Here is a 25,569-nt window from a genome sequence, read left to right on the forward strand (position 1 = left end):
GCGGCACGCGGCAGCGAGGGCTTTGGGGGCGTCGCGCCGCGCGGCTTACTTGCGCGGCTTGCCCTTCGAGGCCTGCTTCGACCAATAAGGGAACTCGTCCTCGTGCACCTCGAAGTCGAGTTCGGAGACGCGCCGCTGCATGTGCTCCTGCGCGTCGGCCACGGCGCGGTTGTAGATCGCCGGGCCGACCTCGTCCAGGAAGAAGGCCAGCAGCGCGCCGGCCGTGACGTTGCCGATCGGCTCCTCCATGTTCTGCTCGAAATAGCGCTGGAGGGAGGCGATCGCCTGGGCGCGGTCTTCCTTGGTCAGTTCGATGCTCATGCGGGCTCGCGGCGGTGAGAGGCGGGAGCGGACGATCTTAGCGCATGCCGCGCGCGAGCCGGTTCGTCGCTCAGGCCGCCGCCGACGACGCGATGCCCAGCTCTTGCGCGCAAGCTTCCAGCGGCTCGCCCACATGCTGCCGCACGAACTCGACGAAGCGCTTGATGCGCGCATCGACGAACTGCCGCGACGAATACATCACGAACACATTGCGCCGCCAGGTGTGATAACCGGGCAGCACGCGCTGCAGGCGGCCCGCGCGCAGCGCGTCGAGCGCCGCGTAGCCGGCCAGCAGGCCGATCCCCGCGCCGGCCTCCAGCGCGGTGCCCATCGCCTCCATGTCGTTGACGCTGAAGTGCGGGCCGGTGGGGTGGAACACGGTCTCGCCGCCCGCGCCCTCCAGCTGCCAGACGTCGGGCGCGTAGTCGACCGTGCCGAGCAGCACGCAGCGATGGTCGATCAGGTCCTCGGGCCGCTCGGGCGCTGGATGCGCGGCCAGGTAGGCGGGCGAGGCGGCCAGCACGCAGTGGCTGGTGCCGATCCGCTGGCTCACGTAGGCCGAATCGGGCAGGGCGCGGGCGATCACGATCGAGATGTCGAGCTGGTCCTCGAGCAGGTTCGGCATGCGCTGCGACAGCCGCAGGTCGACGGTGACCTGCGGGAAGGCCTCGCGATAGGCCAGCACCGCACGCGTCACCAGCTCGCGCCCCAGCCCCGGCACGCAATGCACGCGCAGCAGGCCGCGCGGCTCCAGCAGTGCGTCGCGCGCCTCGGCCTCGGCATGTTCGAGATCGGCGAGGATCGCCGCGCTGCGTTCGTAGAAGCGCCGGCCGGCGTCGGTGATGGTCAGGCGCCGCGTCGAGCGATGCAGCAGGCGCGTGTCCAGCGCCTCCTCCAGCGTCGAGACGGCGCGCGAGATGTTGCCGACCGTGGTGTCGAGATGGTTCGCCACGGCGGTGAAGCTGCCCATCTCGACCACCTTGGCGAATACCGACATGTTGTGGAACTTGTCCATCGACGCTCCCGCTTGCGGTTGAGGAACACGCGGAGCCGGCCTTCAGGCACGAGGCCGGCCCGCGAGCCAGCATGATGGATTCGGCTCGGGGTTCCGGCAAGCCGTTTGCCCCGCTTTATTCTGCTGTGCCAGACAAGACTGTTTCCCTTTCGAACGGCTAACCCGCGGCGGCCGGCCTCCCTAGACTTGGCTCCATGGTTCGGCGCCGCCGCGTGACGGCGGCACCGGACCGACGACGTTTTCGCGAACCGCGCGCCGATCGATCGCCAGACGAATCGATCCGGACAACTGAATGGAGCCTGTGATGACGCATCCCGCCTACGAACCGCTGCACCTGTTCATCGACGGCCAGTGGCTGTCGGCCGAGGGCCGCGATACCGCGGCCGTGATCAACCCCGCCGACGGCGGCGAGATCGGCCGCGTGCCGCTGGCCAGCGCGGCCGATCTGGATCGCGCCCTCGCCGCGACCGAGGCGGCCTTCGCGGCCTGGCGCCGCGCGGTGCCGGCCGAGCGGGCGCGCGTGCTCAAGCGCGCGGCCGAATTGATCCGCGAGCGCGCCGAACGGATCTCGACCCTGCTCACGCTGGAGGAAGGCAAGCCGCTGGCCGAGGCGCGCGACGAGGTGCTGCGCGCGGCCGAATATTTCGAGTGGTTCGCCGAGGAGGCGCGCCGCATCGACGGCCGCGTGGTGCCGTCCAACCGTCCCGGCGTGCAGCAGCTCGTCAAGCGCCAGCCGATCGGGCCGGTGGCCGCCTTCACGCCCTGGAACTTCCCGGCGATTACCCCCTCGCGCAAGCTGTCGGCGGCGCTGGCCGCGGGCTGCAGCGTGATCCTCAAGCCCGGCGAGGAAAGCCCCGCCACCGCGCTGGCCCTGGCGCGCGCGCTGGACGACGCGGGCCTGCCCAAGGGCGTGCTGCAGGTGGTGTTCGGCGTGCCCGACGAGGTGTCGCGCCGGCTGATCGCCTCGCCCGTGATCCGCAAGGTGACCTTCACCGGCTCGGGGCCGATCGGGCGCCTGCTGTCGGCGCGCGCGGCCGAGGGCGTCAAGCCGATCACGCTGGAGCTGGGCGGCCATGGCCCGGTGCTGGTGTTCGACGACGCCGATGTCGAGCGCGCGGCCGTGGAGGGTGCCGCGAACCGCTTTCGCGGCACCGGCCAGGTCTGCATCTCGTCGACACGCTTCCTGGTCCAGCGCGGCGCGTATGCCGCGTTCGCCGAGCGCTTCGCGCAGGCGGCGCGCGCGCTGAAGGTGGGCGACGGCCTCGCGCCCGGCACCCAGGTCGGGCCGCTGGCCAATGCGCGGCAGCTCGCCAAGATCGAGGCGCTGGTGGCCGACGCGCTGGAACGCGGCGCCACGCTGCTGGCGGGCGGCCGCCGCATCGAGGGCGAGGGTTTCTTCTTCGAGCCGACCGTGCTGGCCGACGTGCCGCCCGAGGCGCGCGTGATGCACGAGGAGCCGTTCGGCCCGATCGCGGTGCTGATGCCCTTCGACACGCTGGAAGACGGCCTGGCCGAGGCCAACCGCCTGCCTTACGGCTTGTCCGCCTATGCATTCACCGCCAGCGCGCGCACCGCGCTCGACGTCGGCGACGGGCTGGAGGCCGGCATGATCGGCATCAACCAGTACCGGATCGTCGCGACCGAGCTGCCGTTCGGCGGGCTCAAGGAAAGCGGGCACGGCTCCGAAGGCGGCGCCGAGGGCATCGAGCCCTACCTGACCCGCAAGTTCATCAGCCAGGCCTGAGCGGCCCGCGAAACCCTTCAACCATCGAACCGGGAAACCCGATCATGAAAGCGATTGTCTTCAAGGAATTCGGCGACGCCGAGGTGCTGCAACTCGACGAGGTGCCGGCGCCCGAGCTGCGCGCGACCGACCTGCTGGTGCGCGTGCGCGCGGCCGGCGTCAACCGCGCCGATCTCACCCATCGGCGCGGCGGCTACGGCCGGCCCGACTTCGGCGATTCGACGCTGATGGGGCTGGAGATCGCCGGCGAGGTGATCGCCATCGGCGAGCAAACGAGCGGCTATCGCGTCGGCGATCGCGTGATGGGCGTGGTGGGCGGCGGCGCCTACGCCGAGATCGCGCGCATCGACTACCGGATGGCGATGCCGGTGCCGGCCGCGCTCGACGACGTGCACGCGGCCGCGATCCCTGAGGTGTTCGTCACCGCGCACGAGGCGCTGATCCACCTGGGCCGGCTGCAGCGCGGCGATTCGGTGCTGATCCACGCGGCGGCGGGCGGCGTGGGCTCGGCGGCCGTGCAACTGGCCTACGCGAGCGGCGCGAGGATCTTCGCGACGGCCGACGCGCCGAAGCTCGAACGCGTGGTGCAGCTCGGCGCCGATCACGCGATCGACTACCGCGCCGAGGATTTCGGCGAAGTGATCGCGCGGGCCACCGAGGGGCGCGGCGTCGACGTGGTGATCGACTTCATCGGCGCGCCGTATTTCGAGCGCAACCTCGGCGCGCTCGCCCATGGCGGCCGGCTGGTGCAGGTCGGCATCCTCGGCGGCGGCGGCAAGGTCGGCGTCGAGCTGGAGCGGATCCTGTACCGCCATCTGCAGATCCTCGGCACGGTGATGAAATCGCGGCCGCAGGCCGAGAAGCATGCGATGGTGCGGCGCTTCCGCGAGCACTGGCTCGAACGTTTCTCGGGCGGCGCGAGCCTGGAGCCGGTGGTCGACAGCACCTTCCCGCTGGCGCGTGCGGCCGACGCGCATCGCCGGATGGAAAGCTCGGCCAACGTCGGCAAGATCATCCTGACGATGGGCGACGGGGATCTCGTGCCGGCGGCTTGAGTCATCGGCATGGTTTCGGTATCGATGTGCAACTAACGGTCTATCCGGCCGGCGCCCGCCTCGCTGCCGGCGTCGTCCCGGACGTGATGGGCTGCGGTTCGCCACAGCGAGCCGAAGCCCCGCGCGGCAGGGCCGACAGCGAGGCCGGATCGCGCGTCGGGCGCCGGAATTCGTCAGACCGTACAAAGTGGTAGGATTGCCATCGGACCTTTCCGGGATAAAAACGCGACCGCGCGGTGTTCGCCGCGAGCGCGTTTTTTTGTTCCTCGGTCTTCCCGTGCCCGGCCTCGCGCCGGGTTGCCCGTATCGCCCGAATGGAGAATCTGCCATGTCCAAGTGGATCAAGCCTGCCTACACCGACCTGCGCCTCGGTTTCGAAATCACGATGTACATCTCGAATCGTTGATTCGAAGCCCCTCCCAAGGCCATATCTAGCCTCGGTTCGCCGGGGCTATTTTTCTTGTGGCCGGCCGTCGCCCGCTCGCGGCGGCCGGCTCCTCACCGAATTCAGGCATGCACATACAGATCCTCGGCTCCGCGGCCGGCGGCGGCTTTCCGCAATGGAACTGCAACTGCGCGAACTGCGCCGGCTTCCGTGACGGCAGCGTCGAGGCCAAGGCGCGCACCCAATCGTCGATCGCGATCTCCGACGACGGCGTCTCCTGGGTGCTCTGCAACGCCTCGCCCGACATCCGCGCCCAGCTCCAGCAGTTCGCGCCGTTCCAGCCGGGCCGCGCGCTGCGCGACACCGGCATCGCCGCGATCGTGCTGATGGACAGCCAGATCGATCACACCACGGGCCTGCTGAGCCTGCGCGAGGGCTGCCCGCTCGACGTCTGGTGCACCGACATGGTCCACGAGGACCTCAGCACCGGCTTTCCGCTGTTCACCATGCTCTCGCACTGGAACGGCGGGCTGCGCTGGAACCCGGTCGAGCCGGAGCGCGCCTTCACGATCGCCGCCTGCCCGAACCTGCGCTTCACGCCCTTCGTGCTGCAAAGCGCGGCGCCGCCGTATTCGCCGCATCGTCACGATCCGCATCCCGGCGACAACATCGGGCTGGTGATCGAGGACGCGCGCAGCGGCGGCAAGCTGTTCTACGCGCCGGGCCTGGGCGCCGTCGACGAGGCGCTGGCCGCGCGCATGGCGCAGGCCGACTGCCTGCTGGTGGACGGCACGCTCTGGCACGACGACGAGATGCAGCGGCGCGGCGTGGGCACGCGCACCGGCCGCCAGATGGGCCATCTGGCGCAGAGCGGCCCCGGCGGCATGCTCGAGGTGCTCGAGCGCTTCCCCGCGCAGCGCAAGATCCTCACCCATATCAACAACACCAACCCGATCCTCGACGAGCGCTCGCCCGAGCGCGCGGAACTCGCGCGCCGGCAGGTCGAGGTCGCGTTCGACGGCATGCGCATCGATCTCTGATGCCGTCGCGGCGGCGCGCGGCGCGGGTTTGCCGCCCGCCGCCGCGCCGCGTTTTGCTGCGCCACTCCCGCGGGCCCGCCCGTATCGAAACCGGAATGCAAGCCATCATGAGCCAGACCGCCCTGAGTCCCGAGCAGTTCGAGCAGGCATTGCGCGCCAAAGGCGCCTACTACCATATCCATCACCCGTATCACGTCGCGATGTACGAAGGCCGCGCCACGCGCGAGCAGATCCAGGGCTGGGTGGCCAACCGCTTCTACTACCAGGTCAACATCCCGATGAAGGACGCGGCGATCCTCGCCAACTGTCCCGATCGCGAAGTGCGCCGCCAGTGGATCCAGCGCCTGCTCGACCACGACGGCGCGCCCGGCGAGGACGGCGGCATCGAGGCCTGGCTGCGCCTGGGGCAGGCCGTCGGGCTCGATCCCGAGCAACTGCGCTCGCAGGAGCTGGTGCTGCCGGGCGTGCGTTTTGCTGTCGACGCCTATGTCAACTTCGCGCGCCGCGCGAGCTGGCAGGAAGCGGCCAGCAGCTCGCTGACCGAGCTGTTCGCGCCGCAGATCCATCAATCGCGGCTCGATACCTGGCCGCGCCACTATCCCTGGATCGACCCGGGCGGCTACGAATACTTCCGCTCGCGGCTGGGCCAGGCCCGCCGCGACGTCGAGCACGGCCTGCAGATCACGCTCCAGCACTACACGACGTTCGAATCGCAGCAGCGTATGCTGGAGATCCTGCAGTTCAAGCTCGACATCCTGTGGACCATGCTCGATGCCATGTCGATGGCCTACGAGTTGAATCGTCCGCCCTATCACACCGTCACCGCCGATCGCGTCTGGCACAAGGGAATCGCGCTATGAGTTTCGACCGACAACGCACGCCGGCCTGGCGCCGCGGTTATCGCTTCCAGTTCGAGCCGGCGCAGGACGCGCACGTGCTGCTCTATCCCGAAGGCATGATCAAGCTGAATGAAAGCGCGGCCGCGATCGGCGCGCTGATCGACGGCCAGCGCAGCGTGGCGGCCATCGTCGCCGAACTCGACGCGCAGTTCCCGGGCGTGCCCGAGCTCGGCGAGGACGTCGAGCAGTTCATGCTGGTCGCGCTCGACAAGCACTGGATCGAGCTGGCCTGATGAACGAGGTCATCGACAGCGCGGCGGCCGTGGCGGCCGGCACGCAGGCCAGCCCGGCGGCATCGCCGGCCCCGGCCGCGCCCGTCGGGCTGCCGCTGTGGCTGCTCGCGGAAGTGACCTATCGCTGCCCGCTGCAGTGCCCGTATTGCTCCAACCCGCTCGACTTCGCGCGGCAGGGCGAGGAACTGGGCACCGCCGACTGGGTGCGCGTGATGGGCGAGGCGCGCGCGATGGGCGCCGCGCAGATCGGCTTCTCGGGCGGCGAACCGCTGGTGCGCCCCGACCTGCCCGAGCTGATCGCCGAGGCGCGCCGGCTCGGCTACTACACCAACCTGATCACCTCCGGGATCGGCCTGGACGAAGCCAAGCTCGACGCCTTCGAGCGCGCCGGGCTCGACCACATCCAGATCAGCTTCCAGTCCAGCGACGAGCAGGTCAACAACATGCTGGCGGGCTCGGACAAGGCCTTCGCGCACAAGCTGGCGATGGCGCGCGCGGTGAAGGCGCATGGTTATCCGATGGTGCTGAACTTCGTCACGCACCGCTACAACATCGATCACATCGACCGCATCATCGAGCTGTGCATCGCGCTCGAGGCGGATTTCGTCGAGCTGGCGACCTGCCAGTTCTACGGCTGGGCCTACCTGAACCGCGAGGCGCTGCTGCCCACCCGCGAGCAGCTCGCGCGGGCCGAGCGCATCACCAACGACTACCGCGAGAAGCTGGCCGCGCAAAACCATCCCTGCAAGCTGATCTTCGTCACGCCCGATTACTACGAGGAACGGCCCAAGGCCTGCATGAGCGGCTGGGGCAGCATCTTCCTGACCGTCACGCCCGACGGCACGGCGCTGCCCTGCCACGGCGCGCGGCAGTTGCCGATCGCGTTCCCGAACGTGCGCGAGCACGACCTGCGCCACATCTGGTACGACTCGTTCGGCTTCAACCGCTTCCGCGGCGAGGACTGGATGCCCGAGCCCTGCCGCTCCTGCGACGAGAAGCAGAAGGATTTCGGCGGCTGCCGCTGCCAGGCCTACATGCTGACCGGCGATGCCGCGAACGCGGACCCGGTTTGCGGCAAGTCGCCCTATCACCCGGTGATCCTGCGCGCGCGCGACGAAGCCGTGCAGCCCCGGCCGACCACCTCCCATCCGCTGATCTTCCGCAATGTCAAGGAATCCCGCCGACTCAAGCCATGACGCGCCGCGGGCGCGCCTCACCGCCGACGAGGCCGTGGCCGCCGGCCGCGACTTCGTCGAACTGCAGGCCGGCCCGGCCGGCGTGTTCTGGACCGAGTACGACCCGGCCGACGCGATGTGCCGGATCTGGCGCGCGCGCGACGGCGTGATCGAGGCCGTCAGCCCCGACGGTTTCAGCGCGCGCGGCCGCGTCTACGAATACGGCGGCGGCGCGTTCTGCCTGGCCGGCGAGCAGGTGGTGTTCGTCAACGAGCGCGACCAGCGCATCTACCGCTTCGCGCCCGGCAGCCTGGCCGCGCCCGAGCCGCTCACGGCGGAAGGCTTGCGCTACGGCGCGCTGCGCCACGCGCGCGGGCGGATCCTGGCCGTCGAGGAGGAGGGCGACACGCATCGGCTGGTCTCGATCGGCCTGCACGACGGCTCGCGCGAGCTGCTGGCCGAGGGCGCCGATTTCTACGCTGCGCCGGTGCTGAGCGCCGACGGCCGGCAACTGGCCTGGATCGAATGGCAGCATCCGCATCAACCCTGGACCGCCACGCGCCTCAAGCTGCGGCGCTACGCGGCCGAGGGCGGCGTGCTCGACGAACGGACCCTCGCGGGCGAGGGCGACGACGAAGCCCTGCAGCAGCCCGGCTTCGACGCCGAGGGCCGGCTGGTGTGCCTAAGCGATCGCGCGGGCTTCTGGCAGCCGTGGCGGCTGGAGGGCGAGCGCCTGGTGGCGCTGCCGGCCGAGGCCGGCGATCACGCGGGCGCGCCCTGGCAGCTCGGCGCGTCGAGCTGGCTGCCGCTGGCGGGCGGCGAACTGTTCGCGACCTGGTTCGACGAAGGTTGGGGCCGGCTCGGCCTGCGCGCGGCCGACGGCACGCTGACGCGGATCGCGCCGGAATACAGCCTGTTCCAGCAACTGGCCGCCGACGAGACGCATTGCTACTGCCTCGCCGCCTCGCCCGAATGCCCGGCCGCGATCCTCGCGATCGACCGGCGCGATCGTCGTGTCGAGGTATTGCGCGAGGTCGCGCCGCTGGTGCCGGTCGAGCGGATCACGCAGCCGCTGCCGCTGCGCTTTCGCAGCGGCGATCGCGACGCCCATGGCTACCTCTACCTGCCCGCCGCGGAGCAGGCGGCGAGCGACGGCGCGTCCGCCGAGCCGCCGCCGGTGGTGGTGTTCGTGCATGGCGGCCCGACCTCGGTCAGCCATCCCGTGTTCAGCCCACGCTTCGAATACTGGGTGCAGCGCGGCTTCGCGATCGCGCTGCTCAACTACCGCGGCAGCAGCGGCTACGGCCGCGTGTTCCGCCAGGCGCTGCACCTGACCTGGGGCGTGGCCGACGTCGACGATGCCTGCGCGCTGGTCGAGCACCTGGCGGCGCAGGGCCTGGTGGACGCGCGGCGCGCCTTCATCCGCGGCGGCAGCGCGGGCGGCTACACGGCGCTCTGCGCGCTGGCGTTCCGTGACGTGTTCCGCGGCGGCGCGAGCCTGTATGGCGTGAGCGATCCCCTGCAGCTCGACGCGCATACGCACAAGTTCGAGGCGCGCTACCTGCGCTGGCTGATCGGCGATCCGGTGGCCGATCGCGAGCGCTACCTGGCGCGCACGCCGCTGGTTCATGCCGACCAGATCCGCGCGCCGGTGGTGTTCTTCCAGGGCGAGCTCGACGCGGTGGTCACGCCCGACCAGACGCGCAGCATGGCCGAGGCGCTCGACGCGAACGGCGTGCCGAACGAGGTGCACTACTACGCCGACGAGCGCCACGGCTTCCGGCGCGCGGTGAACCAGGCGCATTCGCTCGAGGCCGAGCACGCGTTCTACCGGCGCATCCTCGACGGCGGGATCTGAGCGAGGAAGCACGTCGCCGCAATGAACAAAGGCCGCCCGAGGGCGGCCTTTGCACTGTGCGCGCAGCGGTTCGGGAGAACCGCCTCGGCGGGGACGGCTTAGAAGCGGTGACGCAGGCCGAGGTTGACCATCGTCTGCGAGTTCGTGCCGGCGTAGCCGTACGAGCCGATCGATGCCTGGGCCGCGACCACGTTGCCCGTCACGCTGTCGCGCGTGGTGCCGCTGGCGTGCTGGTAGGCGGCCGTCATGTAGATGTCGGTGCGCTTGGACAGCGTGTAGTCGGCGCCCAGCGAGGCCTGGTGATAGGTGGCCGAGGTGTCGCCGGTGGCCTTGGTGTAGCTGTAGCCGACGCCCAGAAGCAGGGCCGCGGTGGCCTGGTAGTTCAGGAAGCCCTGGCCGGTGTTGTAGCGCTCGTTCTGGCCGAACAGCGAGGAGCCGTCGCGACGGTACTGCGCATTGCTGTAGCCGCCGCCGAAGGTGAAGGCGCCCCACACGTACTGGCCGGCGATGCGGGCGATGCCGATCGAGTGCGCGGTCTGGTAGCCGAGGTTGATCGGGCCGTCGAAGGTGCCGTCCGAGGTGCTCGACCAGGTCGAGCGCGGGCCGAGGTCGGCCGCGGTGTTGGTGGCGTAGTAGTAGCCGCCGGCGACGCTGAGCGGGCCGCCGTTGTACGACAGCGCGGCCGCGTACGACTGCTTCGAGCCGGTCGAGCCGGCCACGCCGCCGAGCGAGTACATCGCCTCGAACTGCACGCCGGCGAACAGCGGCGAGGTGTACTTGACCGCGTTGTCGACGCGGAAGCTGTTGTCGTAGTTGTCGACGTCGCCGGCCGTCGCGAAGGCGCTGCCGAAGTAGTTGTCGGCCGTGATCGGCTGCACCAGGTCGATCAGCGGATCGTACTGGCGGCCCAGCGTGAGCGTGCCGAGGCGGTCGCTGGCGAGGCCCACGAAGGCCTGGCGGCCGAACTCGCGGCCGCCCTGGCCGAGGCCGCCGGTGCTCGGGTTGAAGCCGTTCTCCAACTGGAAGATCGCCTTCAGGCCGCTGCCGAGATCCTCGCTACCCTTGATGCCCCAGCGCGAACCGGCCAGGTTGCCGGCGCTGCTGTTGCCGAGCAGCCAGGAGTTCTTGGCGCCGTCCGCGTGATTGATATAGGTGAGCGACGTGTCGATCAGGCCGTACAGCGTCACGCTCGATTGCGCGTGGGCCGAGCCCATCGCCGCCAGCGAGGCGAGCGACACCATCGTCAATGCGGTGCGTTTCATGTCGGTCAATCTCCTGTAGTGGATGCTGTTGCGTGTGGTGGTTTTGGAGTGACGTGAGACTAACCAGACAGATTTAATTGGCAAAAACGAAATTCAGTCTTGTATCGAAAACAATACAAGCCGATTACGGTGAAAGATTTGTTAACTTATTTGAATTATTCTCGATTTTGTATTAATTGAGCGATGGAGATCGTTTGGGTCGCCATGCTTCGCGTGGAATCGGAAACAATCCTGCCCAAGGATTGAGCAGGAAGGACCTGCGCCAGGATTGATTTTGTTCCTGCAATGATTAATTAACCAAATCGGTTCAATAGGCGGCTGGGAAAGATGATAGTGTGCGTCCACTCGTCCTTACTCTGGTGGGTAGACAGACGAGTCCACGCTTGAGCGGCTTCGGCCGCTCTTTTTTATGCGCGCGCCACCAATTTTCGCAATACTGCATTTCGATTTTTAATCGGAATTCGTATTGCCGATGGAATCGGCTTGAAGCCGGCGTGATTCGTTCGCCGCGCTTGTCGGTCCGCGCCCCGCCGCGCCGCGCCGTTCCGATCCGATCCCGGTTTCCTTTGTGCGCGCTTGCGCCGGCACGACGCCGAAGTGTCAGCCCGAAACGGCATGACAGTGCCTGCCCGGCGCGATCGAACCGTCCCTGTTGCTGCCTGCCGGCTGCGCGATAATCGTCCGCGCACGGGCTGCCCGCCCGCTTGGCCCCTCCCATTCCGGCAACGTGCCCCCAGGACCCAGGATCGTCACCATGTCCGTCGAAGTGCTCTCGAATCTCGGCGTCGCGTTCGCCGTCTACCTGGTCGGCACGGTGTCGCCGGGCCCCGCCAACCTGTCGATCGCCAATACCTCGCTGCATTACGGCCGCAAGCCCGGCTTCGCGATGGCGGCCGGCGTGATCAGCGGCTCGCTGTGCTGGGGCGTGACGGCGGCGGCCGGCATGTCGGCGCTGCTGATGTCGTACCGGCAATGCCTGATCGCGCTGAAGGTGCTGGGCGCGGTCTACCTGCTGTGGCTCGCCTACAAGGCGGTGCGCGGCGCATATTCCAGGCAGGATCCGCTCGCCGCGGCCGCGCCGGCGCGCCGCGATCGCCTGATGCGCTTCTACCTGCAGGGGCTCGGCATCCACCTGACCAATCCCAAGGCGATCCTGACCTGGCTGACCGTCACCTCGCTGGGGCTGTCGCCGCACGCCCCGGTCTGGACCAGCTTCGTGCTGGTTGCCTGCTGCGCGCTGCTGGGCGCGGCGATCTTCGCCGGCTACGCGCTGGCGTTTTCGGCGCGCGCGGCCGGGCCCTTGTTCGCGCGCACGCGCAAGGCCTTCGGCTTGTTCTGCGGGGGGTTTTATTGCGTGCTGGCGGCGGGGTTCATCCGGTCGATCCGCTCGTGAGGGAAGGGCGGCCCGAGACCCGCTCCGTTCTCTTGCATCACGGCATTCGCATTCCTCGCCTCATAAGCATTGCCGATTTCAATGGTTGGTGCCGGCCACGCCCTTCCTTAATCTTGGCGACCAGCCTTGCCGCCCGGCTCGGCATTCTCCGAGGTCGCCATCGATGTCGCATCGTTCCTTCCCGCCGTCCTCGCCCACGCGCCGTCGCGCGCTGCGCTCGCTCACGGGCCTGGCCGGCAGCGCGTTGGCGAGCCTGGCCGCGCCCACGCTGACGCGGGCCGCGCCGGCCGAGGCGGATCTCTCGAACGTCACGCTGGTGCTCGGCGACCAGGCGGGCGGCCTGCGCGCGCTGGCCGAGGCGGCGCGCGTGCTCGACGGCACGCGCTACCGCTTTCGCTGGGCCAACTTCCAGGGCGCCGCGCCCCTGTTCGAGGCGCAGCGCGCCGGCGCCATCGATCTCGCCCCGGCCGGCGACCTGCCGGTGCTGACGGCGGCGCTGGGCGACCCCGACCTGCGCATCGTCGCGACGCGCGCCGGTTCGTCCGCCTCGCTCGGCATCGTGGTGCAGCCCGATTCCGCGGTGCGCAACGTCGCCGACCTGAAGGGCAGGACGGTGGTGGTCTCGTCCGCGTGCGGCAGCATTTCGCAGTACCAACTGTACGGCGCGCTCGAGGAACACGGCCTGTCGCGCACCGACGTGGAGGTGCGCTTCGTGCTGCCGGTCGATGCCTTCGCGGCCTTCGAGTCGAAGCGCATCGATATCTGGGCGACCTTCGATCCTTATTACGGCCACGTGGTGCGACGCGGCGCGCGCGTGCTGCGCGACGGCAGCGGCATCAATTCGGGGCTCGGCTTCCTGACCTCGCCCGCGCCGACCCTGGCCGATCGCGCCAAACGCGCGGCGCTCGCCGACGTGCTCGCCAGGCTCGAACAGGCGGGCCGCTGGGCGCTCGCGCATTCGGCCGACTACGCGAAGGTCTATGCCTCGCTCACGCGCCTGCCGCTCGACGCGGCCAGCGACATCACCGGGCGCGCCTCGGTCGCGCAGCGCGCGGTGACGCCCGCCGACATCGCGACGCTGCAGCGCGTCGCCGATCGCGCGCAACACGATGCGATCCTGCCGGCGCGCGTCGACGTCGCCGCGATCTCGGTACGCGACGTGGCGCGCGGCTGAGGCCTTTCGCGTCTCCGCCTCGTGCGCGACGCGCATCCATTCCCCCGCCGCCGCGACACGCCTCGCGCGCCTTCCCCCGCCCCTCATCGCTTTCCCCTACGCGTTGCTACGTAGCGTGGATACGTAGTTGTGCGCTTGTCCGCGCGGTGCCGAACGCGAACAATACGCGGCAGTGCCGAGCCCCTTGCCGGGCGCGCGCCACCCCCGCCGGTTCGCGTGCAAGACCGCACGCGACGACGTCGAACAATAGCCAGGAGACACCATGAATCGGGCTTCCGGAACCCTGCTCTGGAGCGCGATCGCGCTGCTGGGCGCCTTTGCCTTCGGCACCATCGCGCTCGCGCACGGCGAGCGCATCAGCGCGCTGTGGATCGTGATCGCCGCGGTCTGCGTCTATCTGATCGCCTACCGCTTCTACAGCCGCTTCATCGCCAGCCGCGTGGTGCAGCTCGACGGCCTGCGCATGACGCCGGCGGTCAAGTACAACGACGGCCTCGACTACGTGCCGACCAACAAGTACGTGCTGTTCGGCCATCACTTCGCTGCGATCGCAGGGGCCGGGCCGCTGGTCGGCCCGGTGCTGGCCGCGCAGATGGGCTACACGCCCGGCATGCTGTGGATCCTGGCCGGCGTGGTGTTCGCCGGCGCGGTGCAGGACTTCATCGTGCTGTTCATCTCGACGCGCCGCAACGGCCGCTCGCTCGGCGACCTGGTCAAGATGGAGCTCGGCACGGTGCCGGGCGTGATCGCGCTGTTCGGCGCCTTCCTGATCATGGTGATCATCCTGGCGGTGCTCGCGCTGATCGTGGTGAAGGCGCTGACCAACTCGCCCTGGGGCACCTTCACGGTCGCGGCGACGATTCCGATCGCGATCTTCATGGGCGTCTACACGCGCTACATCCGCCCGGGCCGCATCGGCGAGGTGTCGATCATCGGCTTCGTGCTGCTGATGGCCTCGATCGTCTATGGCCAGCATGTGCACGACACGCCGGCGCTGGCCGCCTGGTTCACCTTCACGGGCACCCAGCTGACCTGGATCCTGATCGGCTACGGTTTCGTGGCTTCGGTGCTGCCGGTCTGGCTGCTGCTCGCGCCGCGCGACTATCTCTCCACCTTCCTCAAGATCGGCACCATCCTGGGCCTGGCGATCGGCATCCTGGTGGTGGCGCCCGAGCTGAAGATGCCGGCCTTCACCAAGTTCGTCGACGGCAGCGGCCCGGTCTGGTCCGGCAACCTGTTCCCGTTCCTGTTCATCACGATCGCCTGCGGCGCGGTATCGGGCTTCCACGCGCTGATCTCGTCGGGCACCACGCCCAAGCTGCTCGACAACGAGAAGAACGCGCGCCTGATCGGCTATGGCGCGATGCTGATGGAATCCTTCGTCGCGATCATGGCGCTGGTGGCCGCGAGCGTGATCGAGCCGGGCATCTACTTCGCGATGAACGCGCCGGCCGCGGTGCTCGGCACCACGCCCGAGGCGGTCGCGCAGACGGTGACGCAATGGGGCTTCATGCTGACGCCCGACATGCTCACGCAGACCGCCAAGGCGGTGGGCGAGACCACCATCATCGCGCGCGCCGGCGGCGCGCCGACGCTGGCGGTCGGCATGGCGCAGATCCTGCACCAGGTGATCGGCGGCCAGGCGATGATGGCCTTCTGGTATCACTTCGCGATCCTGTTCGAGGCGCTGTTCATCCTGACGGCCGTCGACGCGGGCACGCGCGCGGGCCGCTTCATGCTGCAGGACCTGCTGGGCACCTTCCACCCGGCGCTCAAGCGCACCGAATCGCTGCCGGCCAACCTGGTCGCCACCGCGCTGTGCGTGGCCGCCTGGGGCTACTTCCTCTACCAGGGCGTGGTCGATCCGCTGGGCGGCATCAACACGCTGTGGCCGCTGTTCGGCATCTCGAACCAGATGCTGGCCGCCATCGCGCTGACGCTCGGCACCGTGGTGCTGTTCAAGATGAAGCGCGAGCGCTACGCCTGGGTCACCATCCTGCCGACCGCCTGGCTCCTGGTCTGCACGCTGACGGCCGGCTGGCAGAAGATCTTCGACGCGAATCCGAAGGTCGGCTTCCTGGCCCACGCGGCCAAGCTGCAATCGGCCGTCGACGCGGGCAAGGTGATGGCGCCGGCCAAGTCGCTCGAGCAGATGCAGCGCATCATCCTGAACGACACGATCGACGCGGCGCTGGCGGGCCTGTTCATGTTCGTGGTGATCAGCGTGGCGGCCTATGGCGTGCTGGCGGTGCTGCGCGCGCGTCGCGAGGCGCGGCCGACCACCAAGGAAACGCCGTTCGAACCGCTGCCGTCCGCGCAGGCGCTCGGCAGCGGCCGCTGAACCACCGGCACGGGAGGCCCTCATGTTTACCGATCTCGGCGACGAACTGCGCTCGGCTGGGCGCTACCTGGGGCAGGCCTTCCGCCTGATGGTGGGCGTGCCCGACTACGACACCTATGTCGCCCACATGCGCGAGACGCATCCCGACCGCGCGCCGATGAGCTACGAGGAATTCTTCCGCGAGCGGCAGAACGCGCGCTACGGCAGCGGCGCGGGCAAGTGCTGCTGATCATCCTCCGCGCGCGCGGGTAGCCGCCGCGCCGCCATCGCCCGTGGTTCGATCGACTACACGGCCGCGTTCCTCACGCGGCCGTTTTTCTTGCCGGCGAGCTTGCGCCGGCTTCTCCAGGCCGTCCTCGCGGCATATATCGATGCGTGCGCAACGGCTCGTCCCGCGTTTCCGGCGACACCCGCCTCAGGTTTTCCCTTATCGTGCCGTCATACGAATCGAATCCATTTCGTCCGGAGTGCCGTCCCGATGTCCGAAAACCGTTCCGTCCTGCTGCTCGCCGAATCCGACCTGACAGCCGGCGAGCCCCTGCCGTGGCCGCTGTTCGATGCCGGCGGCGCGCCGCTGATGCCGGCCGGCGCGAGCCTCGATGCCGAGGAGATCGCCTTCCTGTTCGCGCGTTTCGCGCCCGCGCGTCGCGCCGATGGCGACGCGCCGCAAGCAGCCCCGCAAGCAGCCCCGCAAGCAGCACCGCAAGCAGCACCGCAAGCGGGCGAGGCGCCGGACGGGGCCGCGCCGTCCGAAGCGGCCCCTGCCGCGCCGCGCCTGAGCCTGCCCGCCGACGCGACGCTTGGCCTGCGCCGGCGCGCGGGTTCGACGCGCCAGATGAGCCGCTTCCGGGTGCTCGGCGTGCATCCGGCCGGGCCGCTGTTCGTGCGGCCCCTGCAGCCGCGCGCGGTGGACCTGACGCCGGGCGAGGCGATCGAGGCGATGGCGATCGGGCAGTCGGCGGTCTACTGGTTCACGGCCTTCGTCGAGGCGGTGGCATTCGAGCCGGCGCCGTACCTGATCCTGTCGGCGCCCGGCAACCTCAAGCGCGTGCGCGAGCGGCGCGATACGCGCGTCGCGGTGCGGCTCGCCGCGCGCTATGTGCTGTCCGGCGCGCAGGGCACGGGGCTGGTGCTCGACGTCAGCGCGAGCGGCCTGTCGATCGCGGTCGACCGGGAGCTGGGCAAGGCGGGGGAGAGCTTGCGGGTCACGCTGCCGGTGGCGGCCAGCGATGGCGCGGTGGAAGCGCTGACGCTGACCGGCAGCCTGCGCGGGCTGACGCATCAGCCCGAGGCCGAGCCGGCCTGGCTTCATCATGTCGCGCTCGACGCGATGGCCGAGGCGGAAATCACGCGCCTGAAGGCGGCGCTGTTCGACTGGTCCCTGTCCGCCTGAGCGGTTTGCCTGTTGTGTTATCCGCCTGGGTCCTCGATCCGGGCGCCGGCCGCGAGGCGGGTGGCGAAGCCCGGTGATGCGCGATGGCGGCGCTGCCGCGCCATCGTCGTCCCTTTCCTGTGTCAGTGTGCCCGGCGCGTGCTGCGCGCCGCGGCCTCGAGCCGGCCTTCCTGCCAGACGTCGGCGAGCCGGCTGCCGAGGCGATACGGATTCGGTCGGCGCGCGAAGTAGTCGGCCACGCCCTGGCGATAGGCGCCGTAGAGCGTGAGCGGCGGCAGGTCGACGCCGGGCAGTGCCTCGGCGCGAACCGGCGCTGCGCTGCGCGATTCCATGATCAGCGTATCGCCGTCGATCACGTCAAAGTCGTTGATATCCAGCAGCGGGTGGGCGACGCCTGCGATGTCCATGTGAAGCTCCACATACGTGGTGATTGGCGGTGTTGCAGGCTTTTATGCAATAAGGATGCCAATCGAAAAAAACGTGTGGAATCAAGGCCTGGCTTTAACAAATGGGCTGGCGCGCGGTGGTGGTGTTACGTCCGCGTAACGTGACGTGAGGCGGTGACGTGAGGCGGTGACGCGAGGCGGTGACGTGAGGCGGTGACGCGAGGCGCCGGGGATGGCGACATCGACGCGGCGGGAGGGAGCGACGGAAGGGGACGAGGGGCTGCGCAGGATCGTCGAGGCCGTGGCAGCCATCGAGGCCGCGCGGACAAAAAGAGACCGCTCGCGAGGAGCGGTCTGCTAATCGTCTCAACTCTGCAGGTTGGGCACCTAGGGGCAGCGCCCAACGAATCCATTGTGTCCCATGACAGGCGGTTTGGATATGCGCTGGCGCTTATTTTCACGGCAATGTCTGTCGCATGTCGTGTTTTGGCGGCTGCGTGTCGCGCCGGTCCGGATCGCGCCGTGCCGCTGTTTCAGAGCACGCCCAGCGCATGCAGCGTCGCGAACAGCGCCGCGCCGCCGGCGATCAGCACCAGCGCGTTGACGCGGGTGCGCATCACCAGCGCGGTGGACACCAGCGCCGTGGCGATCGCGATCCAGCCGCCGTCGAGCCCCTGCACCAGCGTATAGACGGCCGCCAGGATCAGGCCCGCCGCCACCGGCCGCAGGCCCGCCTGCAGCGCGAGCTGCCAGGGCGCGTCGTGGTGCCGCGAGGTCATGTGGGCCACTGCGATCATCAGGAAGGCGGTCGGGCCGAACAGCGCGAGCGTGGCCACCAGCGCGCCGGCCACGCCGCCCACCTGGAAGCCCACCAGGGTGGCGAGCAGCGAGCCGGGGCCCGGCGCCAGGCGGGCGATCGCGAAATCGTTGACGAATTGCGCGTGCGTCATCCAGTGGTGGACGTCGACCACCTGCCGCTGCATGTCGGCGATGATGGTCTGGCCGCCGCCGACGGTGGCCACCGACAGCGGCGCGAACATGGCGAACAGCGCGTAGAGAGTACGGGACATGGTGCCGGCCTCAGTCGCCGCCGCCGCGCCGCAGGCGCCGGTACTCGTAGCCGACGTTGAGCACGCCGGCCGTCAGCACGGTCCACAGCACCGGCACCTTGAACACCGCCACCGCCACGAAGGTGGCCGCGAACACCGCGTAGGGCACCACGCGGCGCGGCAGGCGGCGCGCGGCCGTGAGCGCCATCGACAGCGACAGGCCGATCGCGGCGGCGGCCGCGCCGGCCAGCGCGATGTGCGCGATCGGGTAGCGCGTGATCTCGGCGAACAGCAGGCCGAGCAGCACGATCACCACGGCGGGCGGGAAGATGATGCCGCAGAAGCCGGCGATCGCGCCGGGCCAGCCGCGCAGCCGGTAGCCGACCCAGATCGCCAGGTTCTTCACGTTGACGCCGGGCAGCGCCTGCGACAGCGCCAGGCCGTCGAGGAATTCCTGCTCGCTGAGCCAGCCGCGATCCTGGACGAACTCGCGCATGAACCAGCCGCTCAGGCCGCCGCCGAAGCTGGTCAGGCCGATGCGGGAAAAGATCAGGAACAGGCCGAGGGTGGTCGGCCGCTGCGGGTCGGGCGTGCTGGCTGTCATCGGGAACCGGGCGGGCGGTGGCGGGCGGGGCGAAGTGCGGCTGCCTGCGTGCCGCACCGGCCGACGATAGCATCGCGGCGCGCCGGGCGGCAATCCGGGATGGTCGCGGGCAGGCGCGGCGCGGGCCGCGTCTTGCCGTCTCTTGCCGCCTTTTGCCGCCTCGCCGGGCCTTATCGTGCCGGGCGACGGCGCTTGGGCGGCCGATCCGGTGTCGCGGCGTCGCGCGCGGCGGCCGGCGTGTCGCCTGCCGTTCTCGTCCTCGCCCCCGGCGCGGCTCCCGGCGCCGGCAGCACGCGCGGCTGGGCGAACTCCCCCGCGATGAAATCCACGAAGCTGCGCACCCGCGCCGACATCTGCAGGCGCCGCGGATAGACGGCATAGATATCGGCGGCCGGCGTTTCGTAGCCCGGCAGCACCAGCACCAGGCGCCCGTCGGCCAGGTAGTCGTGGATATCCCATTCGGCGCGCATCAGGATGCCGTGCCCGTCGAGCGCCCACTTGACGGCGATCTCGCCGTCGTTGGTGGTGAGGCTGCCGCCGATGCGCACCGCCTCGGTGGCGCGTGCGGCGCCGCGTGCCTGGGTCAGCCGCCAGACGCCGTAGGCCTCGTCGCCCTGGCGGATGCCGATGCAGTTGTGGCGCGCCAGGTCGGCCGGCTTGCGCGGCATGCCGCGCTCGGCCAGGTAGGCGGGCGAGGCGCACAGCAGCCGCCGGTTCGGCGCGAGGCGCCGCGCCACCACGCGCGTGTCGGGCGGCTCGCCGAAGCGGATGCAGACGTCGAAGCTGTCGTCGGTGAGCGGCGGCGGTGTGACCGACAACTGCAGCTGCACCTCCACCTCGGGATAGCGCCGCGCGTAGCGCGAGATGGCGGGGCCCACCGCGCTGCGCCCGAAGCCGAGCGTGGCGTTCACGCGCAGCAGGCCGCGCGGCCGGTCGTTCGAGCGCGACAGCAGCTCGCCCAGTTGCTCGATCTCGTCGAGGATGCGCCGCGCGCGCTCCAGGTAGACCTCGCCCTCGGGCGTGAGCGCCATGCGCCGGGTGGTGCGGTTGACCAGCGCGACGCCGGCGCGCTGCTCCATCTGCGCCAGCCGCTTGCTGACCGCGGCCGGCGTCAGGCCCAGCTCGCGCGCGGCGGCGCTGAGGCTGCCGGAGGCGGCCAGCGTCGAGAAGAAGGCCAGGTCGGCGGGCTGGACGGCATCGCTCACGTCGCTCACTTGTGAATGGAAGTTAAAGATGCTTTGAGTCTAGCACCGGTTTTCGCGGCGGCCGGCGCGTTACCGTCTGTCCACCAACAGACAGTCAATCGGAGACACTCGCATGAAGACCTACCGGATCGCCACCATTCCCGGCGACGGCATCGGCAAGGAAGTGATTCCCGCCGGCCGCCGCGTGCTCGAGGCGCTGGCCGCCGCCGACGCCGGCTTTCGCTTCGACTTCGAGGATTTCGACTGGGGCGCCGACTACTACCGCCAGCACGGCGTGATGATGCCGGCCGACGGCCTCGACGCGCTGCGCGACAAGGACGCGATCCTGTTCGGCTCGGCCGGCGACCCCGACGTGCCCGACCACATCACGCTGTGGGGCCTGCGCCTGAAGATCTGCCAGGGCTTCGACCAATACGCCAACGTGCGGCCGACGCGGATCCTGCCCGGCATCGACGCGCCGCTCAAGCGCTGCGGCCCGGGCGACCTCGACTGGGTGATCGTGCGCGAGAACTCGGAAGGCGAATACGCGGGCGTGGGCGGGCGCGTGCACCAGGGCCACCCGATCGAGGCGGCCACCGACGTGTCGATGATGACGCGCGCCGGCGTCGAGCGGATCATGCGCTTCGCGTTCCGGCTCGCGCAGTCGCGGCCGCGCAAGCTGCTGACGGTGATCACCAAGAGCAATGCGCAGCGCCACGCGATGGTGATGTGGGACGAGATCGCCGCCCAGGTCGCCAGGGAATTCCCGGACGTGAAGTGGGACAAGGAGCTGGTCGACGCCTCCACGGCACGCATGATCAATCGCCCGGCCTCGCTCGACACCATCGTCGCCACCAACCTGCACGCCGACATCCTCAGCGACCTGGCCGCCGCGCTGGCCGGCAGCCTGGGCATCGCGCCGACCGGCAACATCGATCCCGAGCGCCGTTATCCCTCGATGTTCGAGCCGATTCACGGCTCGGCCTTCGACATCATGGGCAAGGGCATCGCCAACCCGATCGGCACCTTCTGGTCGGTGGTGATGCTGCTCGAGCACCTGGGCGAGCCCGAGGCGGCCGCGCGCGTGATGCGCGCCGTCGAGGCGGTGACCGCGAACCCGGCGCTGCATACCGGCGATCTCGGCGGGCAGGCCCGCACCGAGCAGGTGACCGAGGCGGTCTGCGCGCTGGTGGCGCACGGCGCGGCGGTGGCCGCCTGAGCAAGCCGCAGGCGGCGCGCCCCGGCTGCACGGCGGCGAGGGCGCGCCGCTATCGCGATCAGGGCCGAGCAGGATCGACGAGAGCCCGACGCACCCGAACATCCGGCCCGCGGCGCGATGCCGTGCCGCGTGGCCGCAGGAGACATGCATGCAAACCGATCTCGAGCGCCGCGTCACCCGCAAGCTCATGTGGCGGATCATTCCGTTCGTGATGCTGCTTTACTTCGTCAGCTTCCTGGACCGCGTCAACGTCGGCTTCGCCGCGCTGACCATGAACGCCGAGCTGGGCCTCACGCCCACCGCCTTCGGCCTGGGCGGCGGGCTGTTCTTCATCGGCTACTTCCTGTTCGAGGTGCCGTCCAACCTGATCCTCAGCAAGGTCGGCGCGCGCGTCTGGATCGCGCGCGTGATGATCTCCTGGGGCATCGTCTCGGCGGCCTCGGCGCTGGTCACCGGGCCGGCCAGCTTCTACTCGGTGCGCTTCCTGCTCGGCGTGGCCGAGGCGGGCTTCTTCCCCGGCATCATCTACTACCTCGCGCAGTGGTTCCCGACGCGCCAGCGCGCGGTCGCGGCGGCCTGGTTCATGGCGGCCGCGCCGATCTCGACGGCGCTCGGCTCGCCGCTGTCGGGCGCGATCATGCAGCTGCCGCCGATGTTCGGCCTGGCCGACTGGCAACTGCTCTACGTGATCGAGGCGGTGCCGGCGGTGATCCTCGGCTTTGTGGTGCTGCGCGCGCTGACCGACCGGCCCGCCGACGCGCGCTGGCTGACCGACGAGGAACGCGCCTGGCTGATCGACAAGCTCCGCGGCGAATCCGATGCGCGCCAGGCGCGCGTGGGCCACACCATCGGCCCGATCGCCGCGCTGCGCGACCCGCGCGTGCTGGCGCTCGCGCTGATCTACTTCGGCACCTCGGCCGGGCTCTACACGCTCGGGCTGTGGGCGCCGCTGATCATCCGCCAATACGGCTTCGGCAGCCTGCAGACCGGCTTGCTGAACGCGATCCCGAGCGTGCTCGCGGTGGTGGCGATGATCCTCTGGGCGCGCCATTCGGATCGCAGCGGCGAGCGCACCTGGCACGTGGTGATTCCCTGCGCGCTGGCCTGCGTCGGCTTCGTGTTCGCGGGCGGCTCGAGCACCATCGTCGGCGTGATCGCCGCGCTGGTGGTCGTCAATGTCGGCATCAGCGCCGCCAAGGCGCCGCTGTGGGCGATGCCGAGCCTGTTCCTGTCGGGCTCGGGCGCGGCGGCCGGGATCGCGATGATCAACTCGATCGGCAACCTCGGCGGCTTCGTCGGGCCGTTCGCGATCGGCTGGCTCAAGGGCGTGACGGGCGGTTACGCGGCCGGCCTCTACGTGGTGGGCGCGAGCCTCGCGCTGTCGGCGGTGCTCACCCTGGTGCTGGCCCGGCAGTCGCGGCAGGCGGCGCCGGCGGCTGGCGCGGCCGCGCTCGCGGCGGGGCGGCGCGAGCGCTGAGCCACCGACTCGCCGGATCGAAAGCGGGCGGCGCCGGAAGCGGTGCCGCCCGTTGCGCATGCCGGCCCATGAATGGTGACGAGCGGGTCGCGATTTCACTTGTTTTCGATTCCGTTCGCGAATCGGAAAACATAGGTAATTGTTAATCGAGGATTTTTCGTCCCGAGGAGCGGCGATTATCTCGATCTTCGTTTCCAAAATAAAAACGACCGGCGCCGGCATTGAGTAAATCGCACGAAGCCAGTGCCTGCAAGGCTTTCGTCCGGATCGAGATTGCCGTTGGTGTGATTGTTTTCGTTGATTTCCGTCGATCCCGCTCCTACTATCCATTCAAACAAAATCCTGAATCCGTCCACCGGCGAATCGCTCGACGATTTACCGGATCTCGAATCCGGACGATTCCTGTCGATCAGGCATTCGCATTTCCCGTTTGATGTCGAAGGACGCGCGCCGCGCATCTTGCCGCGTCGCGCATGCAGACGGCCGTGCCCGCGATCTGCCGTGGGCCACGGATTTCGTGAAAAGCCAGGAGGGACCACAGGATGTCGAACACCACACGCCGCGATTTTCTGATGACGGCCGGGGCAGCCGTCGGCGCATCGATGCTCATGCTGAACGGCAAGCGCGTGTTTGCCGAGGAGGCCGCGAACGCGGCGGCGGCGCGCTACCGCCGCTACAACGTGACCAGCGCCGACGGCCAGCGCATGCTGCGCAGCTATGCGCGCGGCATCGCCGCGATGCTCGCGCTGCCGGCCACGCATCCGCAGAACTGGTTTCGCAACGCCTTCATCCACATGATGGATTGCCCGCACGGCAACTGGTGGTTCTATGTCTGGCACCGCGGCTACATCGGCTATTTCGAGCAGACCATCCGCAACCTGAGCGGCGACGCCTCGTTCGCGCTGCCCTATTGGGACTGGACGCAATTGCCCGAGATCCCGGCCGCGATGTTCGACGGCGTGCTGACGCCGACCGACGCCGCCTACGTGCCCTACACGGGCAACCTGGCGCGCTTCACGAGCTTCATCCAGCCGGCGCTGCAGGACTACTGGAATAACCGGCTCACCGGCTTCCAGCGCGCCCAGCAGCGCGCGCGGGGCTATGCCGTGTTCAACCAGCTCTGGGACGACGTGACGGGCTTCAGTGCCTCGATGAACGCCGGCATCTCGGGCAACATGGCCTATGCGATCACCTGCGGCGCTCGCTACCTGTCGCGCGACAATCCGAAACTCGACTCGAAGACGGCCTACGACGTGTCGCCCGGCGTGATCCGCTCCGGGCTGCAGCCGACGCTGTTCTACAGCCCCGACATCGGCAACAGCTTCACCAGCTCGCGCACCAGCTCGCATGTGATCCAGCCCGACGGCACCACCCAGTTCTCGATCCTCGAGGGCCTGCCGCACAACAAGGTGCATAACTACATCGGCGGCGTCGGGCCGGTGTCGCCGGGGCCGTTCGGCAACATGACCAACTTCCTCTCGCCGGTCGACCCGATCTTCTTCCTGCATCACGCCAACATGGACCGGCTGTGGGACGTCTGGACCCGCAAGCAGCTCGCCTACGGGCGGCCGACGCTGCCCACCGGGGCCGACTGGAATTCGTTCGCCTCGGACCCGTTCCTGTTCTACGTGAATGGCGCGGGCCAATACGTATCGGGCTCGGCGGGCGACTACGTGAACATGTCGAAGTTCGACTACGACTACCAGCCGGGCTTCGGCCTGGATGCCGGCGAGCAGCGCGAGCGGGCGGCGCGCAAGGCGCTGGGCCTGAAGGGCGTGCTCAGCGCCTCGGGCGCGTCGGTGGCCGTGCCGACCGAGCTGATCCGCTCGTATCTCGGCGACGAGCAGCAGCCGGCGCCGATCGCGAGCATCACGCTGCCGCGTCCGGAAGGCGATTCGATCGATCGCGAGTTCGACGTGCTGGTCAACGCCCCCGCCGACGTCACCCGGGTCGAGGCCGACAGCCCGTATTACGCGGGCACGGTCGCGTTCTTCGGGCCGACCATGCACGGCATGAAGATGGCGCACGACGCGACCTTCGCCTTGCCGCTGCCGAGGGCGCTCGGCGCGTTCGCCAACCTGAGCGGCGCCGCCGCGAGCGCGAGACTGGACGTCAGGGTGGTCCCGTCGGGGGCGGCCGGCGGCAAGCCGCTGCCCTTGCGCGGGCTGTCGGTGCAGACGCAGGAGCAGTAGCGTGCGGCGAGGCGCGGCCGGCTGGCTCGCGCTGGCCGTGACGATCGGGCTGGCGCCGGCGGCCGGCGCGCAGCCCGGCGGGGCCGGCGTGCTGACGAGCGACGGCAGCGTGGTGCTGCGACTGCCGCGGCCGCCGCGAGCGGACGCCGCGGGCCGGGCGTGGGTGCTCG

Annotated in this window: 23 protein-coding genes; 16 read left to right on the top strand and 7 right to left on the bottom strand. The window is 69.6% G+C overall.

Translation table 11 applies throughout. The features are described 5' to 3' along the window. Window positions 1–45 precede the first annotated feature (45 nt). Window positions 46–321 (bottom strand): DUF2164 domain-containing protein, encoded by a 276-nt coding sequence (locus F3J10_RS11725; protein ID WP_013691672.1) that lies wholly within the window; start codon window positions 319–321, stop codon window positions 46–48. A gap of 70 nt (window positions 322–391) precedes the next feature. Further along, window positions 392–1,336 (bottom strand): LysR family transcriptional regulator, encoded by a 945-nt coding sequence (locus F3J10_RS11730; protein WP_167242151.1) that lies wholly within the window; start codon window positions 1,334–1,336, stop codon window positions 392–394. A gap of 304 nt (window positions 1,337–1,640) precedes the next feature. Here F3J10_RS11730 and F3J10_RS11735 point away from each other — a divergent pair, with 304 nt between their 5' ends. The 8 genes from F3J10_RS11735 (at window position 1,641) to F3J10_RS11770 (ending at window position 9,725) form a co-directional block, all read left to right on the top strand. After that, window positions 1,641–3,080 (top strand): NAD-dependent succinate-semialdehyde dehydrogenase, encoded by a 1,440-nt coding sequence (locus F3J10_RS11735; protein WP_166913619.1) that lies wholly within the window; start codon window positions 1,641–1,643, stop codon window positions 3,078–3,080. Window positions 3,081–3,124: 44 nt separating this feature from the next. Continuing rightward, on the top strand, window positions 3,125–4,135 hold the full coding sequence (locus tag F3J10_RS11740) for an NAD(P)H-quinone oxidoreductase (RefSeq protein WP_166913618.1): 1,011 nt from the start codon (window positions 3,125–3,127) through the stop codon (window positions 4,133–4,135). Between the two features lie 328 nt (window positions 4,136–4,463). Beyond that, window positions 4,464–4,541, top strand: a complete 78-nt coding sequence (gene pqqA / locus F3J10_RS11745; RefSeq protein ID WP_013691668.1) for a pyrroloquinoline quinone precursor peptide PqqA — start codon at window positions 4,464–4,466, stop codon at window positions 4,539–4,541. Between the two features lie 107 nt (window positions 4,542–4,648). Then, a complete protein-coding gene (gene pqqB / locus F3J10_RS11750; protein WP_036028557.1) occupies window positions 4,649–5,560 on the top strand; it encodes a pyrroloquinoline quinone biosynthesis protein PqqB in 912 nt (303 codons plus the stop codon). Window positions 5,561–5,667: 107 nt separating this feature from the next. After that, entirely contained in the window at window positions 5,668–6,420 is a 753-nt protein-coding gene (pqqC, locus tag F3J10_RS11755) for a pyrroloquinoline-quinone synthase PqqC (protein ID WP_166913631.1), read from the top strand. Then, window positions 6,417–6,692 (top strand): pyrroloquinoline quinone biosynthesis peptide chaperone PqqD, encoded by a 276-nt coding sequence (pqqD, locus tag F3J10_RS11760; protein ID WP_025098424.1) that lies wholly within the window; start codon window positions 6,417–6,419, stop codon window positions 6,690–6,692. Before pqqC ends, pqqD begins: the two co-directional genes overlap by 4 nt. Beyond that, window positions 6,692–7,888, top strand: coding sequence for a pyrroloquinoline quinone biosynthesis protein PqqE (gene pqqE, locus F3J10_RS11765; protein WP_025098425.1), 1,197 nt, complete (start codon window positions 6,692–6,694; stop codon window positions 7,886–7,888). The genes pqqD and pqqE overlap by 1 nt, the downstream gene beginning before the upstream one ends. Beyond that, window positions 7,857–9,725, top strand: coding sequence for a prolyl oligopeptidase family serine peptidase (locus F3J10_RS11770; protein WP_167242152.1), 1,869 nt, complete (start codon window positions 7,857–7,859; stop codon window positions 9,723–9,725). Before pqqE ends, F3J10_RS11770 begins: the two co-directional genes overlap by 32 nt. A gap of 98 nt (window positions 9,726–9,823) precedes the next feature. On the opposite strand, the gene F3J10_RS11775 is transcribed toward F3J10_RS11770, so the two are convergent. After that, window positions 9,824–10,987 carry a porin gene (locus F3J10_RS11775; RefSeq protein WP_025098427.1) on the bottom strand — a complete coding sequence of 388 codons (1,164 nt, stop codon included), beginning with the start codon at window positions 10,985–10,987 and terminating at the stop codon, window positions 9,824–9,826. A gap of 754 nt (window positions 10,988–11,741) precedes the next feature. Here F3J10_RS11775 and F3J10_RS11780 point away from each other — a divergent pair. The 5 genes from F3J10_RS11780 (at window position 11,742) to F3J10_RS11800 (ending at window position 17,288) form a co-directional block, all read left to right on the top strand. Then, window positions 11,742–12,380, top strand: coding sequence for a LysE family translocator (locus tag F3J10_RS11780; RefSeq protein WP_167242153.1), 639 nt, complete (start codon window positions 11,742–11,744; stop codon window positions 12,378–12,380). Window positions 12,381–12,543: 163 nt separating this feature from the next. Further along, window positions 12,544–13,554 carry an ABC transporter substrate-binding protein gene (locus F3J10_RS11785; RefSeq protein WP_167242154.1) on the top strand — a complete coding sequence of 337 codons (1,011 nt, stop codon included), beginning with the start codon at window positions 12,544–12,546 and terminating at the stop codon, window positions 13,552–13,554. A 262-nt stretch (window positions 13,555–13,816) separates the two neighbouring features. After that, a complete protein-coding gene (locus F3J10_RS11790) occupies window positions 13,817–15,895 on the top strand; it encodes a carbon starvation CstA family protein (protein WP_167242155.1) in 2,079 nt (692 codons plus the stop codon). 22 nt (window positions 15,896–15,917) lie between these two features. Further along, entirely contained in the window at window positions 15,918–16,124 is a 207-nt protein-coding gene (locus tag F3J10_RS11795; protein ID WP_013691656.1) for a YbdD/YjiX family protein, read from the top strand. Window positions 16,125–16,373: 249 nt separating this feature from the next. Further along, window positions 16,374–17,288 carry a PilZ domain-containing protein gene (locus F3J10_RS11800; protein ID WP_167242156.1) on the top strand — a complete coding sequence of 305 codons (915 nt, stop codon included), beginning with the start codon at window positions 16,374–16,376 and terminating at the stop codon, window positions 17,286–17,288. Between the two features lie 122 nt (window positions 17,289–17,410). Here F3J10_RS11800 and F3J10_RS11805 read toward each other — a convergent pair whose 3' ends face one another. The 4 genes from F3J10_RS11805 to F3J10_RS11820 form a co-directional block, all read right to left on the bottom strand. After that, window positions 17,411–17,695: a hypothetical protein gene (locus F3J10_RS11805; RefSeq protein WP_167242157.1), complete on the bottom strand. Its 285-nt coding sequence runs from the start codon at window positions 17,693–17,695 to the stop codon at window positions 17,411–17,413. A gap of 512 nt (window positions 17,696–18,207) precedes the next feature. Further along, complete coding sequence (locus F3J10_RS11810) at window positions 18,208–18,744, bottom strand: chromate transporter (RefSeq protein ID WP_013691653.1); 537 nt, start codon at window positions 18,742–18,744, stop codon at window positions 18,208–18,210. A 10-nt stretch (window positions 18,745–18,754) separates the two neighbouring features. Continuing rightward, complete coding sequence (locus tag F3J10_RS11815; protein WP_025098444.1) at window positions 18,755–19,327, bottom strand: chromate transporter; 573 nt, start codon at window positions 19,325–19,327, stop codon at window positions 18,755–18,757. 170 nt (window positions 19,328–19,497) lie between these two features. Then, window positions 19,498–20,532 carry a LysR substrate-binding domain-containing protein gene (locus F3J10_RS11820; protein WP_167242158.1) on the bottom strand — a complete coding sequence of 345 codons (1,035 nt, stop codon included), beginning with the start codon at window positions 20,530–20,532 and terminating at the stop codon, window positions 19,498–19,500. Between the two features lie 112 nt (window positions 20,533–20,644). On the opposite strand from F3J10_RS11820, the gene F3J10_RS11825 reads away from it, so the two are divergent. The 3 genes from F3J10_RS11825 (at window position 20,645) to F3J10_RS11835 (ending at window position 25,399) form a co-directional block, all read left to right on the top strand. Beyond that, window positions 20,645–21,730 (top strand): tartrate dehydrogenase, encoded by a 1,086-nt coding sequence (locus F3J10_RS11825; RefSeq protein ID WP_013691650.1) that lies wholly within the window; start codon window positions 20,645–20,647, stop codon window positions 21,728–21,730. A gap of 148 nt (window positions 21,731–21,878) precedes the next feature. Next, window positions 21,879–23,207 (top strand): MFS transporter, encoded by a 1,329-nt coding sequence (locus tag F3J10_RS11830; protein WP_167242159.1) that lies wholly within the window; start codon window positions 21,879–21,881, stop codon window positions 23,205–23,207. Window positions 23,208–23,749: 542 nt separating this feature from the next. Further along, window positions 23,750–25,399, top strand: a complete 1,650-nt coding sequence (locus tag F3J10_RS11835) for a tyrosinase family protein (RefSeq protein WP_025098447.1) — start codon at window positions 23,750–23,752, stop codon at window positions 25,397–25,399. Window positions 25,400–25,569: the final 170 nt, after the last annotated feature.

Origin of the sequence: Burkholderia sp. Cy-637, from assembly GCF_011753175.1 — a bacterium.
Taxonomy (GTDB): domain Bacteria; phylum Pseudomonadota; class Gammaproteobacteria; order Burkholderiales; family Burkholderiaceae; genus Burkholderia; species Burkholderia gladioli.

Bases quoted from the DNA above. Each gene is read 5' to 3' on its own strand.
- F3J10_RS11725 (WP_013691672.1), bottom strand. From the start codon at position 321: ATGAGCATCGAACTGACCAAGGAAGACCGCGCCCAGGCGATCGCCTCC.
- F3J10_RS11730 (WP_167242151.1), bottom strand. From the start codon at position 1,336: ATGGACAAGTTCCACAACATGTCGGTATTCGCCAAGGTGGTCGAGATG.
- F3J10_RS11735 (WP_166913619.1), top strand. From the start codon at position 1,641: ATGACGCATCCCGCCTACGAACCGCTGCACCTGTTCATCGACGGCCAG.
- F3J10_RS11740 (WP_166913618.1), top strand. From the start codon at position 3,125: ATGAAAGCGATTGTCTTCAAGGAATTCGGCGACGCCGAGGTGCTGCAA.
- pqqA (WP_013691668.1), top strand. From the start codon at position 4,464: ATGTCCAAGTGGATCAAGCCTGCCTACACCGACCTGCGCCTCGGTTTC.
- pqqB (WP_036028557.1), top strand. From the start codon at position 4,649: ATGCACATACAGATCCTCGGCTCCGCGGCCGGCGGCGGCTTTCCGCAA.
- pqqC (WP_166913631.1), top strand. From the start codon at position 5,668: ATGAGCCAGACCGCCCTGAGTCCCGAGCAGTTCGAGCAGGCATTGCGC.
- pqqD (WP_025098424.1), top strand. From the start codon at position 6,417: ATGAGTTTCGACCGACAACGCACGCCGGCCTGGCGCCGCGGTTATCGC.
- pqqE (WP_025098425.1), top strand. From the start codon at position 6,692: ATGAACGAGGTCATCGACAGCGCGGCGGCCGTGGCGGCCGGCACGCAG.
- F3J10_RS11770 (WP_167242152.1), top strand. From the start codon at position 7,857: ATGTCAAGGAATCCCGCCGACTCAAGCCATGACGCGCCGCGGGCGCGC.
- F3J10_RS11775 (WP_025098427.1), bottom strand. From the start codon at position 10,987: ATGAAACGCACCGCATTGACGATGGTGTCGCTCGCCTCGCTGGCGGCG.
- F3J10_RS11780 (WP_167242153.1), top strand. From the start codon at position 11,742: ATGTCCGTCGAAGTGCTCTCGAATCTCGGCGTCGCGTTCGCCGTCTAC.
- F3J10_RS11785 (WP_167242154.1), top strand. From the start codon at position 12,544: ATGTCGCATCGTTCCTTCCCGCCGTCCTCGCCCACGCGCCGTCGCGCG.
- F3J10_RS11790 (WP_167242155.1), top strand. From the start codon at position 13,817: ATGAATCGGGCTTCCGGAACCCTGCTCTGGAGCGCGATCGCGCTGCTG.
- F3J10_RS11795 (WP_013691656.1), top strand. From the start codon at position 15,918: ATGTTTACCGATCTCGGCGACGAACTGCGCTCGGCTGGGCGCTACCTG.
- F3J10_RS11800 (WP_167242156.1), top strand. From the start codon at position 16,374: ATGTCCGAAAACCGTTCCGTCCTGCTGCTCGCCGAATCCGACCTGACA.
- F3J10_RS11805 (WP_167242157.1), bottom strand. From the start codon at position 17,695: ATGGACATCGCAGGCGTCGCCCACCCGCTGCTGGATATCAACGACTTT.
- F3J10_RS11810 (WP_013691653.1), bottom strand. From the start codon at position 18,744: ATGTCCCGTACTCTCTACGCGCTGTTCGCCATGTTCGCGCCGCTGTCG.
- F3J10_RS11815 (WP_025098444.1), bottom strand. From the start codon at position 19,327: ATGACAGCCAGCACGCCCGACCCGCAGCGGCCGACCACCCTCGGCCTG.
- F3J10_RS11825 (WP_013691650.1), top strand. From the start codon at position 20,645: ATGAAGACCTACCGGATCGCCACCATTCCCGGCGACGGCATCGGCAAG.
- F3J10_RS11830 (WP_167242159.1), top strand. From the start codon at position 21,879: ATGCAAACCGATCTCGAGCGCCGCGTCACCCGCAAGCTCATGTGGCGG.
- F3J10_RS11835 (WP_025098447.1), top strand. From the start codon at position 23,750: ATGTCGAACACCACACGCCGCGATTTTCTGATGACGGCCGGGGCAGCC.